This window comes from Ferruginibacter albus (genome assembly GCF_020042285.1).
GTDB lineage: Bacteria > Bacteroidota > Bacteroidia > Chitinophagales > Chitinophagaceae > Ferruginibacter > Ferruginibacter albus.
In genome coordinates this window covers 636,600-653,172 of sequence record NZ_CP083388.1, presented here as the reverse complement: position 1 = coordinate 653,172, position 16,573 = coordinate 636,600, and the positions used below count along the sequence as shown (strand labels likewise).

At 36.0% G+C, this 16,573-nt stretch carries 14 protein-coding genes; 2 read left to right on the top strand and 12 right to left on the bottom strand.

All coding sequences use genetic code 11. The annotated features are described in order from the left end of the window. Positions 1–44 precede the first annotated feature (44 nt). The 7 genes from K9M53_RS03010 to K9M53_RS02980 all read right to left on the bottom strand — a co-directional run bounded on the left by K9M53_RS03010 (position 45) and on the right by K9M53_RS02980 (position 6,316). Positions 45–740, bottom strand: a complete 696-nt coding sequence (locus K9M53_RS03010; RefSeq protein ID WP_224017859.1) for a CoA transferase subunit A — start codon at positions 738–740, stop codon at positions 45–47. Next, complete coding sequence (locus K9M53_RS03005) at positions 737–1,138, bottom strand: DUF4296 domain-containing protein (RefSeq protein WP_224017858.1); 402 nt, start codon at positions 1,136–1,138, stop codon at positions 737–739. The genes K9M53_RS03010 and K9M53_RS03005 overlap by 4 nt, the downstream gene beginning before the upstream one ends. Further along, positions 1,135–2,052, bottom strand: coding sequence for a type IX secretion system protein PorD (porD, locus tag K9M53_RS03000; RefSeq protein ID WP_224017857.1), 918 nt, complete (start codon positions 2,050–2,052; stop codon positions 1,135–1,137). The genes K9M53_RS03005 and porD overlap by 4 nt, the downstream gene beginning before the upstream one ends. Continuing rightward, on the bottom strand, positions 2,045–3,235 hold the full coding sequence (gene coaBC / locus K9M53_RS02995; protein WP_224017855.1) for a bifunctional phosphopantothenoylcysteine decarboxylase/phosphopantothenate--cysteine ligase CoaBC: 1,191 nt from the start codon (positions 3,233–3,235) through the stop codon (positions 2,045–2,047). The genes porD and coaBC overlap by 8 nt, the downstream gene beginning before the upstream one ends. Before the next feature lie 78 nt (positions 3,236–3,313). After that, positions 3,314–3,655, bottom strand: a complete 342-nt coding sequence (locus K9M53_RS02990) for a DNA-directed RNA polymerase subunit omega (protein WP_224017853.1) — start codon at positions 3,653–3,655, stop codon at positions 3,314–3,316. Continuing rightward, on the bottom strand, positions 3,624–4,451 hold the full coding sequence (locus K9M53_RS02985; protein ID WP_224017851.1) for an outer membrane protein assembly factor BamD: 828 nt from the start codon (positions 4,449–4,451) through the stop codon (positions 3,624–3,626). Before K9M53_RS02985 ends, K9M53_RS02990 begins: the two co-directional genes overlap by 32 nt. A gap of 146 nt (positions 4,452–4,597) precedes the next feature. Then, a complete protein-coding gene (locus K9M53_RS02980) occupies positions 4,598–6,316 on the bottom strand; it encodes an OmpA family protein (protein WP_224017849.1) in 1,719 nt (572 codons plus the stop codon). Positions 6,317–6,603: 287 nt separating this feature from the next. Here K9M53_RS02980 and K9M53_RS02975 point away from each other — a divergent pair, with 287 nt between their 5' ends. Continuing rightward, on the top strand, positions 6,604–7,566 hold the full coding sequence (locus K9M53_RS02975) for a polyprenyl synthetase family protein (RefSeq protein ID WP_224017846.1): 963 nt from the start codon (positions 6,604–6,606) through the stop codon (positions 7,564–7,566). A gap of 124 nt (positions 7,567–7,690) precedes the next feature. Then, positions 7,691–9,397 (top strand): single-stranded-DNA-specific exonuclease RecJ, encoded by a 1,707-nt coding sequence (recJ, locus tag K9M53_RS02970; protein WP_224017844.1) that lies wholly within the window; start codon positions 7,691–7,693, stop codon positions 9,395–9,397. A gap of 86 nt (positions 9,398–9,483) precedes the next feature. Here the strand turns inward: recJ and htpG are convergent, their stop codons facing one another. The 5 genes from htpG to K9M53_RS02945 form a co-directional block, all read right to left on the bottom strand. Beyond that, entirely contained in the window at positions 9,484–11,331 is a 1,848-nt protein-coding gene (gene htpG / locus K9M53_RS02965) for a molecular chaperone HtpG (protein WP_224017842.1), read from the bottom strand. A gap of 499 nt (positions 11,332–11,830) precedes the next feature. Continuing rightward, positions 11,831–12,988 (bottom strand): GAF domain-containing sensor histidine kinase, encoded by a 1,158-nt coding sequence (locus K9M53_RS02960; protein WP_224017840.1) that lies wholly within the window; start codon positions 12,986–12,988, stop codon positions 11,831–11,833. Positions 12,989–13,081: 93 nt separating this feature from the next. Beyond that, a complete protein-coding gene (locus K9M53_RS02955) occupies positions 13,082–13,927 on the bottom strand; it encodes an HAD-IIA family hydrolase (RefSeq protein WP_224017838.1) in 846 nt (281 codons plus the stop codon). Positions 13,928–14,053: 126 nt separating this feature from the next. Further along, positions 14,054–15,097, bottom strand: coding sequence for an aminoglycoside phosphotransferase/kinase family protein (locus tag K9M53_RS02950; protein ID WP_224017836.1), 1,044 nt, complete (start codon positions 15,095–15,097; stop codon positions 14,054–14,056). Between the two features lie 98 nt (positions 15,098–15,195). Continuing rightward, a complete protein-coding gene (locus tag K9M53_RS02945; protein WP_224017834.1) occupies positions 15,196–16,551 on the bottom strand; it encodes a glutamine synthetase family protein in 1,356 nt (451 codons plus the stop codon). Positions 16,552–16,573 lie beyond the last annotated feature (22 nt).

Below are 16,573 nucleotides of genomic sequence, written 5' to 3'. Positions count from 1 at the left end.
TGCCAATTTACTGATGTCTAATACGCTAATGCCTAAATCCAGAATTATACTTTTCTGATTGTTTTTTGTTCTATTCTTTTTTCATAATCTTTTCCCTGAAAAATTCTTTTTACATAGATGCCAGGCGTATGAATATGGTCGGGATCTAATTCTCCTGCCGGCACTAATTCTTCCACCTCTGCAATGGTGACCTTTCCTGCCATTGCCATTAAGGGATTAAAATTGCGGGCTGTTTCTCTATAGACCAGGTTTCCATGTGTATCTCCTTTCCAGGCTTTTATTAAAGCAAAGTCTGCATCAAACGCCATTTCCAATAAATATTCTTTACCGTTAAATATCCTGATTTCCTTTCCTTCGGCGACTTCTGTACCAATACCCGCGGGAGTATAGATTGCAGGCATACCATAGCCTGCTGCCATACATCGGGTTGCCAATGTTCCTTGCGGAATTAATTCTACTTCTAATTCACCGCTTAATAATTGTTTTTCAAACTCGGCATTTTCACCAACATAAGAAGAGATCATTTTTTTTACCTGTTTGTTTTGTAACATGAGCCCAATACCAAAATCATCAACACCTGCATTATTTGATATGCAGGTAAGTGCTTTAATTTTCTTTTCTACCAATGCTGCAATACAATTTTCGGGAATACCACACAAACCAAAGCCGCCAAGCAGCAATACTGCTCCATCTGAAATATCTTTTATTGCTTCTGCAGCATCAGCAACTACTTTGTTCATTTTGGCTTAGATAAAAGAGGTGATTTTTTTATTTCAGGTTTATAAAGTGGTTTATTTATTTTATGTTCTCTATTAACAGCTTCTTTTGTTGTAATGCTATCCAATACTTCGCTTAATAAGGCAGGATGTTGTTTGTAATAATCGTAGCTTTTATAAAAAGCTTCTTTTGTTATATGATGAATAGCAAATACTTTTTGTTGCAATTGTAAATTTTCATTTTGAAGGTTTTTAAGAGTATCCGTTTTTAAGAAATTTTCGGTATACGCTTCGATACGCAACATATCCCATAAAACAGCCTGCATTTTTTGCTTGTTCAACACATCGGAGGGCATATCATTATTATTACGGCAACTGGCAAAACAAACAATACAACATGCTAATAATAAAAAGCGACTCATTTTATTTCTTCTTTATACCGGTTGGCATTGGTGATGTCCAGTTTTTGCAGCAAATCAGAAGCACGGGCTTTATCATCCATAGCCGCTTTTGAAAATATATTGATCAGTTCTGTAGTTTTTCCCTGGAAGAAAAACTGGCTTATCATTACATTCGGGTTCTCTGTTTTAAAGCTATTCAATTGATTCAATACATTCATTATTTCTGTACGGGCAGTTTTATCATCATCGTATAGCTTATCCATTCCTTTGCGGTAATAGTTATAATATACATCATGCATTATTGTATAACGTTGATTCAGCATATTTTCTACCAGCCAATAGCGGTTACGCACACCGTCAAATGCTTTCCAGCCTGTAATACCTCTGTCTTCCGGTGCATTGTTTACAACGTTTTGGGCCTTTTGAAAATAGACATCACCGCCACGTGGAGAAAAAGAATCATAGTCAAAGCCTAAGATCATGTAAGCATAGTAGGCTATTACTGCCGTGAGATTTGATTGAAGCGGATTAGTACCGGCTACATTGTTATCGCTAAACTGCAGTTGCTGATATTGTACATACTTCACCTGCACATCTTTATCCTGAAAATTTATTATAGGGGATAAATAACTGGTATTATAAACAGGTCTGCCAGCTTGAACAGTTAATGTAACATTATATACGTCCTGGTCATCGGTGGGTTGCAATGTAAATGAAAAGCTGCAATCAATTTTTTCATTAGGCAAAAAATTATCGCTTGTCCATTTACGATTATTAATAAATGTTGTTAAAGCAGATTGTAATGTTTGAAAAACATTTTGATTTACAGTAGTACCAACACTGCTGGTATTAACAGTAACTCTTGCATTTAATTCCTGTGCGTTGGAAAAATTAAATGTCAATATGCAAACAATGACAATGATAATTTTATACATACAATTTTACTATAGTATTTACGATATCAGCAGCTACTTCTGTTTTTGTTTTGGTTTCAAAACTGTATTCGTTTTGCTGCTTATCAAAAATAGTTATTTTATTAGTGTCGTAACCAAAGCCGGCGCCGTTATCATTTAAAGAATTTAAAACGATCATATCGGCATTTTTATCCCGCAATTTTTTTAATGCGTATTCTTTTTCATTGGTAGTTTCCAATGCAAAGCCTACCAAAAATTGTTTGAGTGTTTTTATTTCTCCTAAATGCTTCAAAATATCTTTTGTCTTTTTGAGTTCAATTTCAAGAACTCCATCTTGCTTTTTTATTTTTTCTTCTGCAACAATAACCGGCGTATAATCAGCAACGGCAGCATTCAATATGGCAATATCAGTTTGAGAAAAGATTTTGTCGCAGGCATTGTACATTTCCTCTGCAGATCTGACTTTTATTACCTGATTTACAACAGGCAGTTCAACTTGTGTCGGTCCAATTATAAGGGTGACTTCTGCGCCACATTTTTTTAATTCCTTAGCAATTGCTATTCCCATTTTGCCAGATGAATGGTTGCCTATAAAACGGACCGGATCGATTGCCTCATAGGTGGGTCCGGCTGTTATCAGTACTTTTTTACCTTTTAATTGATTACCGGATAAAAAAAAATCTTCCAGCCATTTTACGATCGTTTCAGGCTCTGCCATTCTTCCATCACCAATCAAACCACTGGCCAGTTCTCCTTTTTCAACGGGTATTATATGATTACTATACGATGCTATTTTTGAAAGATTATTTTTTGTGGAAGGATGATGCCACATGTCTTCATCCATTGCCGGAGCTACTACTACAGGACAGGTTGCCGAAAGATAAACTGCCGTTAATAAATTATCACAACTTCCATTTGCAAATTTTGCCAGCGTGTTACAACTTAAAGGAGCTATCAATAATACATCAGCCCATCTACCTAATTGTACATGATTGGCCCAAGAGTTATTCGTTGACAGGTCAACCAAGGCTTCATTTTTGGAAAGTGTAGAAAGTACTAATGGAGAAACAAATTCTTTTGCGGCAGGAGTTAATACCACCTTTACTTCTGCACCTGCCTTAATTAATAGTCTAACTAAAATGGGGATTTTGTAAGCAGCAATACTGCCTGTAACCCCGATCAATATTTTTTTATTTTGCAACATAAAAAAACCGTATCGCCAATGGCGATACGGCATTAAAATTATAACTTCTTATCTAAAAAAGCTCTTAAAAGAAAAGTATTAACTAAAAAGGTCTTCTTCGTTTTTACGGAAGTATATCTTTTCTTCAATAAATTCCTGTGTTGCCAACAATGCCGGGTTGGGCATTCTTTCATAAGCTTTTGAAATTTCTATCTGCTCTTTATTTTCGTGTATTTCTTCCAGACTATCTGTATGGCTGGCAAATTCTTCCAGCTTATTATGCAATTCTTCTTTAATAGAAATATTGATTTGGTTTGCACGCTTAGCAATAATAGCAATTGATTCGTACAGATTACCTGTTCTTTGTTTAATATCGAACAGATTTTTTGGCTCCACTACGTTTGTAGTATTAGCGCTGAGTTGACGTCTTAGCTTGCTCATTTTGTATTTCTTTAATATTATTTTGACTTAAAGTTTTATATTCTTCCGCATCCTTTAACAATTTGCTCTCGGGGAACCGGTCTGCAAAATCATTATATGAAGCGATCGTTTTTTCATAACGTTCCTGCTGCTTTTCAAATATACTTAAACGGGCAAATTGATAATAGGATTTTACTATTTTCAATTCATATTCATCACCTTTAGCTGATTCAGGATAATCATTCAAAACCGTTTCATAAGCCAGGGCGGCTGCTCTATACTGCCCTATTTTATAGTACAATTCAGCTGCCTGAAACTCTTTCAATTCCAACTTCTCTCTACATTTATCTATAATTTCAGTTGCTTCTTTTATTTTAGCAGAACCAGGATGCGTATTAATGAATGTCTGCATCATACCAATCGTTTTGGTAGTGGCAGTTTGATCCAATTCCACTTTAGGCGACTGCTTGTAAAAGCAATAAGCCCTCATATAATCTGCCTCTTCCGCTTTATTGCTGTTAGGAAATGTTTCCAAAAATCCTTTAAAGAAATTCTCAGCATCTTTATACATTCCTAGCTCGTAATAACAATAGGCGTCTTTGTAATATAATTCTTCAAATCGCTCTGTACCTTTAAATATCGTATATAGATCTTCGTATAGTTGTTGCGCCTGAAGATATTTTTTTGCTGCATAATATTTATCCGCTTGCTCCAGCTTGTAAGCCGAATCTTTACTTTTCAACACCTTGCCAAATTTATTGCAGGATGATACTGCTGCTACGCAAAAAACAACTGTGACTATCTTTAAGAAACGCATAAAGGAGTGCAAATTTAAAGGATTTACCCCAAAAATCACTGCTATTTATTTATCGGCAAAAAATAAGCGGTTAATGTTTTGATAAACAGCTGAAATAAAAAACCCTCCCGAAACCGGGAGGGTAATATATCAATAAGCAAAAAGTACTAGTTTGATTTGATATCAAATGTGCCTTCATCACCACCGCCAATCACTTTGTCAGTAGTAATTCTGTCAGCACTGATACCTAATGTTTCTACTAAGTATTTAGTGATTGCAGCTAATCTCTTATCTGCTAATGACTGACGAGCTTTAGAAGCACCAGGATATCCTACGATCTTAACACTGCAATCAGGGCTTTCTTTCATTTTAGCAGCCACTGTTGCTAATAATGCTTTAGCATCACCGCTTAATCCAATACCATTTCCTTTGAAAGAAACACTTGGATAATCAGTTGGACAAGCATTTTTAGGATTAAATCCACCTTTTAATGAATCGCAACAAGGAGGAGGAGGGCATTTACCAACACCATCCGCATCAACAGGTTGACATTCTGTAGGAGTAATTAATTGTTTGTCTTTGTAATCAGGAACACCATCACCATCAGTATCTCTTGATACACCATGTGTATCAACTGGAGCACCGGCAGGTGTATTTGGTTCTTTATCCAATTGGTCAACTACGCCATCACCATCCGCATCATCGAACTTAGGTTTAGGGAAGTTCATGTGTTTAGGATTGTTCAACTCGCTGTAAGCATAATCCAATGGATTTAACCAATATAATGGTTCAACCGCTTTACCACCTAAGTTGAAGTTGATACCAAGAGAAAGAACGTTATAAGAATCATAATCAGGAGTCAATACAGGGCTTCCCGCAACTTGTTCTGCCCAACGTTGTCCATCCAATAAATCTGTTTTTACGAAAGTTTGACGATCTTCTAATTGAAGATTGATTCTGTTACTTAATTTATAAGCAATCCCAACAAGTACTGTACCTGAAGGTTTTAATGTATAATATCCATCACCCTGAGTAGGACGGCGGCTGGCTTCGCTTTCTGCACGGCTTTCGTATGTATTATCCATACCAGGAATACCACCATAACCATTTTTAAGTGCATCAATTATTTTGCTTCTGTTATCGTAAGTGATAGGAATAGCTGGAGTTGAACCAACACCATTCAAAATTGCACTAAATAAAGTGTTATAGTTAGTTCCATCATCTCTACCTGCATTTACAGTAGCATGGTACCATGTTAAACCGATACCACCGCCTGCATAAATATTAAAGCCCGTTTTTTGTTTGTGGAAACGAATGTTATTCAATGTAATAAGACCTTCTAATGATAAATCATTAATAAGCGTTTTGTAATTATAAAAAACATGATTAACAGGATTAGATGAGCCGGCTGGATTATAAGAATCGATACCGCCGCCTGCGTTAGGACCGCCTACATACAATGTTTTATTAGGTCCAAAAGGACTGTTAGGATCTGCTACCCATGCAGAGTTGTATCTATAGTTGTCAGAAGGATTCCAGTTCAATCCTTTAGCAATACCACGTGTATATTGTAATCTTAAAGAAAATACATATCCCAATGCTTTTCTTACGTGTACTTCAAATGAAGGAAGTGTAGGAAATACAGAAGGAATATCACTACTTTCTGTGATAGTGCTTAAAGAAGCACCTATTTCCCATTGATTACGAGGTTTAGCAGGAAAATCATAATGATTGTTCCAAAATTCATTTTGTTGTGGCTGGCCTTTTTTGGTTATTACGGCCGAATCGTAAACGTCGTAGACAGATGTATTTTTTTGAGCGAAAGTCCCTATCGCCAAAAATGTACATAAAGTCAACAACATTAATTTGTACTTTTTGCTTGACATAACTAATTGATTGATTATTAAAATTCTGAAAAATTAAAACTGATCTCTTGCAAAAATATCAATTGAGATTCAAAACGCAAATTTTTTTATTGTGTATTTAGGCTCCCTCTTATTGATATTTCTTATGTTTTTTACACATTGCACAGACTGTTTTTTATTTTCATGTGCTGCGTCGTCTTAAAATAAAATTCTACATGTTGTTCAATTTCATCTTTACTTTTAAAATAAAACAGTAAGAATAATCTTTGCAGAGGTGATATACTGCACTATATTGCTTCTTTTTATACATGAACTTTATTAAGGACATCATAGGGGAAGAATTGAGCATTTTTGAAAAGAAATTTTCAGATTCCGTTAAAAGTCAGGCTCCTTTGCTTGACAGAATAATGAAATATATCATAAAGCGCAAGGGAAAGCAGCTTCGTCCGATGTTTGTTTTTTTAAGTGCCAAGTTACAGGCACCCGTAAACGAAAGCACTTACAGAGCAGCAGCATTGGTTGAATTATTGCATACAGCAACATTGGTTCATGATGATGTTGTAGACGAAGCAATGGAAAGAAGGGGTTCTTTTTCTATCAATGCTATCTGGAAAAACAAGATAGCCGTATTGGTAGGGGACTATCTGTTATCAAAAGGCTTATTGCTCTCTACCGATAATAACGATTTTGAACATCTCCACATACTATCCAAAGCAGTAAAACAGATGAGCGAGGGTGAATTGCTGCAGATAGAAAAATCCCGTAATCTTAATTTAAACGAAGCCGTTTATTTTGAGATCATTAAAGGCAAAACTGCTTCATTACTGTCTTCTGCCTGTGCTGTAGGAGCATGGAGTACCAGCCAAAACGCTGATATAAGGGACAAAATGAGTCTGTTTGGTGAAAAGATCGGCATTGCGTTTCAGATTAAAGATGATCTTTTTGATTATGGAAAAGAAGATGTTGGCAAACCAACCGGCAACGACATAAAAGAAAAGAAACTTACGCTACCGCTTATTTATACGCTCAATAATATTGATAAAGCCACCAAAAAAGAACTCATCTATATTATTAAAAACGAGAACACCAATCCCAAAAAAGTAGATCGTGTGATCGACACCGTGATACAATTTGGCGGCATAAAATATGCTGCCGAACAAATGAACCAATACCGCGATGAAGCGCTAAGCATCCTGCACGAGTTTCCACAAAACAATGTAAGAGATGGATTGGAAAAACTGGTAATGTACATTACCGATAGAAAGTATTAGCATAATTTTTTGTACTTGACTTTTGTACTACTATTTAGCTTTTCTTGTGTCACTCCCTTGTGCGTCCTCATCTTTATTCAACAAAAAACATACATTCGTGTAGTTCGTTTCAATTAGTGTTATTATGAATAAGCGCTGGAGAATTATACAACCCAATGAAGCTATTGTAAACAGTCTTCATCGATCATTAAAAATAAATCCTACACTTTGCAAAGTGCTTGCAGGAAGGGGAATAGAAACCTATGAGCAGGCAAAAGATTATTTCCGTCCGCAACTATCTCTATTACACGACCCCTATTTAATGAAAGATATGGGCAAGGCTGTAAGTCGCATCACCACTGCATTTGAAAGAAAAGAAAAAATATTGGTTTTTGGCGATTATGATGTGGATGGAACTACCAGCATTGCTTTACTGTATCAATTTTTATGTAAACTATACGAACCTTCTTTAGTTGAGTTTTACGTGCCGCATCGATACAGAGAAGGATATGGCGTAAGCAAAATGGGAATTGATTTTGCCAAGGAAAATAATTTCAGCTTAATCGTTTCTGTTGACTGTGGAATAAAGTCTGTTGAATTAATAGAATATGCAGCAACCTTAGGTATTGATTTTATTGTATGCGATCATCACTTACCGGATAAAGTTTTACCGCCTGCTGTTGCCATTCTCAATCCAAAACAAATTGATTGCAATTATCCTTATAAAGAATTATGTGGTTGTGGCGTTGCCTTCAAATTTGCCACTGCTTTAGCACAAGAGTTTAACATAGACGAAGAACACTATTTATGTTACCTGGATCTATTAGCTACCGCTATTGCAGCAGACATTGTACCTATTACCGGCGAGAACAGGATCATGGCTTATCATGGTTTAGAAAGGATAAATAGTAATCCTTGCAATGGCATTAAAGCATTAATTCAATTAGGCGGATTGAATAAAACACGGCTTAGTATAAACAATGTAGTTTTTGTTATTGCACCAAGAGTGAATGCCGCCGGCAGAATGGATGATGCCCGTAAAGCAGTGCAACTTTTTATTGAACAGGATTACAATAAAGCATTAGAATACGCAGAACTATTACACAACGATAATACTGATAGAAAAGAAGCTGACAGCACGATAACAGAAGACGCTTTATCTATTATTAACGGCAATGACGAATTAATAAAAAGAAAATCGACAGTAGTATTTAAAGAGCATTGGCATAAAGGTGTGGTGGGTATTGTTGCAAGCAGATTGATTGAAACATACTACCGCCCAACGGTAGTGCTTACACGAAGTGGTGATGTTATTGCCGGTAGCGCCCGAAGCGTACCGGGATTTAATTTATATGAAGCCATTCATGCCTGTCGTGAACATTTGCTGGGCTATGGTGGTCATTTTGCTGCAGCAGGATTATCCTTATTACCTGAAAATTTAGAAGCATTCAATAACTCATTTGAGCAAGTTGTTTCTTCTACTATTGAAGCACATTTATTGATACCTGAAATTATTATCGATGCAGAAATAAATTTCAGTGACATCAACAATTCTTTCTACAATATCATCTGCCAGATGGAACCTTATGGACCGGAAAATATGCGCCCGGTTTTTGTAGCCCGAAACGTACTGGATACAGGCTTTTCAAAGATCGTAAAAGAACTGCATTTACGTTTTGTAGTAAAGCAAGGCAATATATCTTTTACCGGCATTGGTTTTAATATGGCAACTCATTTTGAATTGCTGCAAACCAAAAAACCGTTTGATATTGTTTTTACGTTGGATGAAAATGAATGGAATGGGACGAAAACTCTTCAACTGAAAGTTATTGATGTCAAATTAAGTGAGTAGGTTTCACGCAAAGATGCCAAGAAAATAAAATAAGCCGCTAAGATCTCCTTCTTAACGGCTTATTAATATAAAATATCATTTCAAAACTATACCGTTATTATCTTACTCGCAGGTTCATTCGCCATTAGATCCACACTTCTTGTAATAAACTCCGTTAGACTGTTACCTTTTAATAATCCCTGAGATAATAAAGCCAAATCAGCCAGGTTATGAACGATCTTTTCCTGCTTATCTTTTGCAGCTTCTGCTAAAACATTTTTATAGATTTTATGATTGCCGTTAACTGTCAACGTTACTTCTTCAGGCATTTGTGCATAGAAAGCGCCCATCTGTCCTTGCAAAGCCGCCATGTCTTTCATTCTACGCATAAACTCAGGGCGAGTTGCTACTACCGGCGGTGCGTCCACACTTAAGCCTTTTATTTCTACTGTTGCATGAATATCGCTGTATTGTTTTTCAAACAATCCTTTTAAGGTCTCTTCTTCATCCTTGCTTAATACGCTGGTATTGTTTTCTTGTTTATCAATCAAATTATCAACAATGTCGGAGTCTACTCTTGTAAACGCTACATTCTCCCATTTCATTTCTATCTGATTGATGAATCCTGCATCAATAATGGTTTCCAACTTAACTACTTTATAACCTTTTGCAGTTGCTTGCTGTATGTATGCATCTTGTTGAACAGGATTAGTAGTATATAAGATCACCAGCTTGCCATCTTTATTTTTTTGCAAAGCTTCTGTTGCTGTTCTGTATTCTTCCAATGTATAAAAAGTGCCGCCGGTAGTATCTTCCAATAAATGAAACTTGTTTGCCTTGTCCAAGAATTTATCGTCGGTCATCATTCCGTACTTCACAAACAAACCAAGACTTTCCCATTTTTCTTCAAAAGATTTTCTGTCTTTATTAAAGATCTCTTCTAACTTATCTCCTACTTTTTTAGTGATATGGCTGTTTATCTTTCTTACGTTAGGATCTCCCTGCAAATAGCTTCTGCTAACATTCAACGGAATATCCGGACTATCAATTACGCCATGCAGCAACATTAAAAATTCAGGAACAATATCCTTCACTTCATCGGTTACAAAAACCTGGTTACTGTATAATTGAATTTTATCTTTTTGTACTTCGTACGATTGCTTGATTTTAGGGAAATATAAAATGCCGGTAAGATTAAACGGATAATCAACATTCAAATGGATCCAGAATAAAGGCGGTTCACCAAATGGATATAATTCTTTATAGAAGTTTTTATAGTCTTCATCTGTAAGCTCGCTTGGCTTCTTTGTCCATGCAGGATTGGTATTATTAATTTGCTTATCCTGGAAGAAGATCGGAACAGGCAAAAAGCTACAAAATTTCTTTAAGATATTTTCTATACGATGATCTTCTAAAAATTCTTTACTTTCTTCATTAATATATAAAACGATATCAGTCCCACGATGTTCTTTTTCTACTTCTTCCAATGTAAACTCCGGGCTGCCATCACATTCCCAACGAACCGCTTTTGCACCTTCTCTAAAACTTTTACTGATTACTTCTACTTTATCGCTCACCATAAATGAGGAATAAAATCCCAATCCAAAATGCCCAATGATATTGTTTTCGTTTTGTCCTTTGTATTTATTTAAAAACTCTTCGGCGCCGCTAAAAGCTACCTGGTTCAGGTACTTATCAATTTCCTCCGCTGTCATACCAATACCGCGATCGCTGATGGTCAATGTCTTTTTTTCAGCATCCAGCTTTACGTCAATACGCAATTCTCCTAATTCTCCTTTTGCTTCCCCGATGCTGGAAAGTGTTTTTAATTTCTGCGTAGCATCTACTGCATTACTTACCAGCTCACGCACAAAAATCTCGTGATCACTGTATAAAAACTTCTTAATGATTGGAAAGATATTCTCTGTTTGTACTCTTATACTTCCTTTTTGCATGATTAAAATTTTACCCCATCAAATTTCTCCTAAAGGGGAGGCTTTGACGGGTACGTTAATTAGTTAAATGATTTTTTCGTTTAAACAAATAAAATGCCAGCAAGGGTTTGCTGACAGGATGGCAAAAATATTGAAGTATAAGTTAAATGCAACCAAACTCTTTAATTACAATGAAATAGTTGTCTTATACAATAGCCGTTCGGAAGGGGGTTAAATCCCCTTCCAAACTCCCTGACAATCCTATATCGACGCCCTCCCGATCCGTTCAGTAAGGGTTACCAGCCCGTTCAAAAAGGGTTGGCATGGACTTAATTACGCTTTTGAATGTATTTAAAAACGCACTGTCAAGCCGTAAAGAAGGCATTGCTTAGCAGTTAAAAACTACTATTAATGGAGTTGATAACGGTATATGATGTATTTATAAAGGTATTATTAAGGAGTTGGGAACGGGTTGTGATGTATTATTGAACGCATTATAAGTAAAGCTAAAAATAAAAACCTATTTTTTCATCACAGCAACTGGTATATCAATATGCAGCACATTATGCCCCCACTTGGTTTTTGTTTTCTTTGTTTTTGCCTTTAATAGGTCGGCACGTGTATAAATATTACTGAAGTACATTTTCTTTTCAGCGCTGTCCTTGTAAACTCCATCATCTTTAATAGTGATCTTTAATTGCTTTCCTGTTTTAATACTGATAGTGATTTTTTTAGCACCGGCATGTTGCGCATTTTTTAAATGCAGCTCTACAATACGATACAAGGTTAACCCTATACCGGAATCGATGGCAGCAGCACCGTCATCAGTCTTAAAACTTATTTTAATATTATTCTCTTCGCTGAATCGATATACCATATCTTCAATAACATGTAAATAGTTGGCACTTTGTAACGTAGTAGGAGTAATGGTTTTCGTCAGTGCCTTCATTTCATCGATCAGTAAATGAATCTGCTCTTTACTCAGCTCTAAAAAATGATCTGCCAGGTCTTTCGATTGTGAGGCAAAATCGATATACAGTTTTACGGCACCTAATGTTTGTATAAAATTTTCGTGCAGTTGATACGCAATGGTTGTATTCTCTTCTTCTCTTGCTTCAATATTTAATTGCGCCATCTTTCTTTCTATTGCAATTAAATCGTTTGACTTATTGATGATATTTTTATTAGCGATGCGTAACTCCAATAACTTGGTTACATGATCTGCAATAATGCTTAACATCTTTTTTTGCCGATCTGTAAAATTATTTCTTGGATCCTGATCAAAAACACAGACGGTTCCAATCTTATTTCCTGCTGCACTTATGATCGGAGCACCTGCATAAAAATTCACTCTTAATCCTGTTGCTACTGCAGGATTATCAAAAAAGCGTTCATCCAATTTAGCATCCGGAATTACCATTACGCCATCGAATAACAGCGTATGCCCGCAAAAGGAAAGATCTCGGGCTATTTCAGTTGGTCCAACATTTTTACGGGCTTTATACCACTGTCGATCTTTATCAATAAATGTAATTAATGCACTGGGGCAACCACAGATATCAGCTGCCAGTTCAGCCAGGTCATCAAATTCTTTTTCTTCAATAGTGTCTAATATTTCGTAAGAAAGAAGGTCGTTCAGGCGCAGTTCTTCATCCGCCGGAATAGGAGGTAATTGCATAGTTCTGAGGTTTAGTAATCAAGCGATACAAAAGTAGAACTTTATAAAATACATTACCTGATTTTCGTCATCTTATAAAACAATTACGCAAGATCAATTTCCAATAGAATTACATATAAAATCAGGGATGATGCCAGTAGAATTTATTTGAAGCTGCGCCTCTGCTGCATCTGTATTTCCCGATAAAACCAATGCAGTTTGTAAGCCGAATTTATTACCACCAAGAATATCAGTGTGCAAGGTATCGCCTACCATTAAAATATCTTTTTTGCCAAATCCATCTCTTAAATTGAGCTGCTCAAAAGCAAACATAAACATCTGCGAATCGGGCTTACCAAAATGTATAAATTTTTTATTAAGAATGCTTTCTACCAATTGTGCAATGCCGCCGGTAGCAACCGATACATGTGTTTTGGAAACAGGATATAACTTATCGGAGTTAGCAACAATTACAGGAATATTTCTATGTTTTAAAAGATTGATGGTTTTATTGATATCGGTGTTCCAGTCAAAGCCTTCATCGTCTAAAAAAACAAAAGCAGAAACATCATTCATATTATTAAGGTCGATATCTTTTACAGCGATATGTTGTAAACCCGATTGTAAAATATAATGAGCAGAATTTTCGGTGCCGAGATATGCTATTTTTCCGTGCAATATTTTTTGCTCCAAAAAATGTTTAGCCATCATTCCGGATGTAATGATCTCTTCTTTTTCAATTCCCTTCAAACCCAGTTTCAAAAAGCCTTCTGCCTGCTGCGTTCTGCTTCTTGATGCATCATTGGTTAATATGCGTAAGGCAATATTTTCTTTTCGAATAAAATCGATTGTGCCTTGCACACCATCTATTAAGCCGCCATAATTTTTTATTACTCCGTAAGAATCTAAGAAAACAGCTTTAAATTTTTTTGCTACTGATTGAAATGGTTGAATTTTCATTTTCTATTTTTTGTGAAACACTGCCTTTAAGTCAAATGAATAGTAACGCCGCTTTTTGTCTATGTTTCGCCAAGCTCACCATGACAAAGAGCTGTCAGCCTGAGCCTGTCGAAGACGATCTATTAATTAAAGATTTAACGCCTTCAAAATTTTATCTGCTTTAAATTCTTTTTCTATTGATGGCAAATAGATCTTGTATGCTTCATGCAATAATTTGTTCGCAAAAATCTCATGAAAGAAATGCCTTCCATCTTTTACCACATAATTCAATATAAAAAACCGGTATGCCTCTTTTAAAAACAGCACTTCATTTTTTGTCAATGGATATTCGGCATGATAGGCTTTTAAGAAAAGTATGAACCTGTCTTCCATTAACGGATTGATGATATAACTAAAAACAGTTTTATCTCCTATATCGCTCACAACACGGCTCATAAAATACAAATCCAGTATGCGACTGCTCACTCTAAACCAATCATAATCCCAACGGGAGAACAATTTAAAAGAAGACGTAATAGAAAAGTTGCCGATGTTCCAATCAATAAACACCGGAATTTTTTCAAACGTATCCGATTGTAATGTTTCACGATGTTCATAAAACAGATCAGTTTGCTTTTTTATTTCATCAATGAACATACGGTATTCGTATTTGCCATAATCCGTGTCGAGCGTACGCAACAATGAGTCAATATCCATCTTTAATGTTTTAGATGAATTGGGCAATGTATTACGTATGTTAGAGCAGGCTTTATGAAATTGCGCCACTTGTGTTCCCAGCCTGGTTATCTGTTCTTCATCCAAGCGACGTGGCAAACGCTTTCTTATTTCTATCGGACGATAGAATACGACCCAGGCATCCAACAACTCATTTTGAAAACGATATACATACAACGAATTACCTTTCATTAATGAACGGGCTAAAAAATTCTCAAACGGTGCCGATAAATTATTCGACAATGCATTGATGATAGAGTGATCTTCTACAAAATGTTCAAACTTGCCAAAATAACTGAGCTTGGCAATGATGAAGCTTTCATCTTTAAACGTTATTCTAAAAACATAATTGGTAGAAACTTTAGCACTGATATCTACAATGCGTATGATCTCTCTTGTATCATCATAAGCATTCCAGGCTTCTTTCACTATGGCTGTAAAATCTATAAAGGACATTCTTCTTAATTAATAATTAATAATGGATAATTAATAATTCCCTGAGATGAATTAGTAATTACAATCAGTTGAATCATAAAAATCAGCTAAATCCTGGTTCAGACAATCTCAAAATATCTTTTTAATTCTGCGTTGGGTTCACTTTCTACTACCTGCTTACACTCCCACTCTCTTGTTAAAATAAAATGATTTACAAAAGCCTCTCCAAACAATTCTTTTGCAACAGGTGAATCTTTCATTGCCGTGGTTGCTTCCTGCAATGTTTTGGGCAATTTTTGCGAATGGGTGTTTTCGTACTCATTTCCTTTTGTTGCAGCAATTGTTAATGGTAATTTATTTTTAATACCATACAATCCTGATGCTAAACTTGCAGCAATAGATAAATAAGGATTGGCATCAGCACCGGGCACTCGTGTTTCCAATCGTGTATGCATCGGTGTTTGGTTAATTACACGCAACGCCGTTGTACGGTTTTCTATTGCCCAGCTAATAGAAGTAGATGCCCAGGCTCCTTCTACATAACGCTTATAGCTATTGGTAGTAGGTGCATACATCGGCATAATAAAAGGCAAACAATATAATTGTCCGGCTATATAATGTTGCATTAATTTACTAATGCCATCTTTCTCTTTTTCATCGTAAAACAAATTCTCTTCACCATTTACGCTTAATAAATTTTGATGAATATGTCCGCTGCAACCGGGTAAACTGCTGTTCCACTTTGCCATAAATGTTGCAACTAATTCATGTCGATAAGCAATTTCTTTTACAGCAGTTTTAAATAACACTGCTCTGTCTGCTGCTTCCAAGGCATCGGTATATTCAATAGCTGCTTCGTATACACCCGGACCGGTTTCTGTATGCAACCCTTCCAACGGCACATGGAACCTGCGCAACAAATTAAATATATCGTTATAAAAAGATTGGTATTGAGAGGTACGCAACAACGAATAACCAAACATTCCCGGTGTTAGTGGTTGCAAGTTGGTAAAGTTCTTTTCGTATAAAGATTGGGGTGTTTCTTTAAAATTAAACCACTCAAATTCTTTTGCAAACAATGTAGCATAACCTGCATCATCCGCCTGCTGTTTTATCTTTTTTAATAATGTTCTGGGACAGGCAACATTTACATCTTTTGCATTGCTGAAATCAGCCAAAAAGAAAGGAATATTTTCATTCCACGGAACATGGCGCAATGTATTTAAATCAATTGTAGCAATTGAATCGGGATAACCGGTGTGCCATCCGCTTACATCACTTTCGTCATAACAGGCATCATTTATATCCCATCCAAAAATCACATTGCAAAAGCCGAAGCCGTCTTTTACAGCTTTAAAAAATTTCTGCTTGTTAATTATTTTGCCTCGCAGCACGCCATCGATATCAGTAACAGCAACCTTTATGTGATTACTTTCGCTGCTTTCTATAATTTCTATGATCTCTTTTTCAGTCATTTCTGCACAACTTTAAAATGGC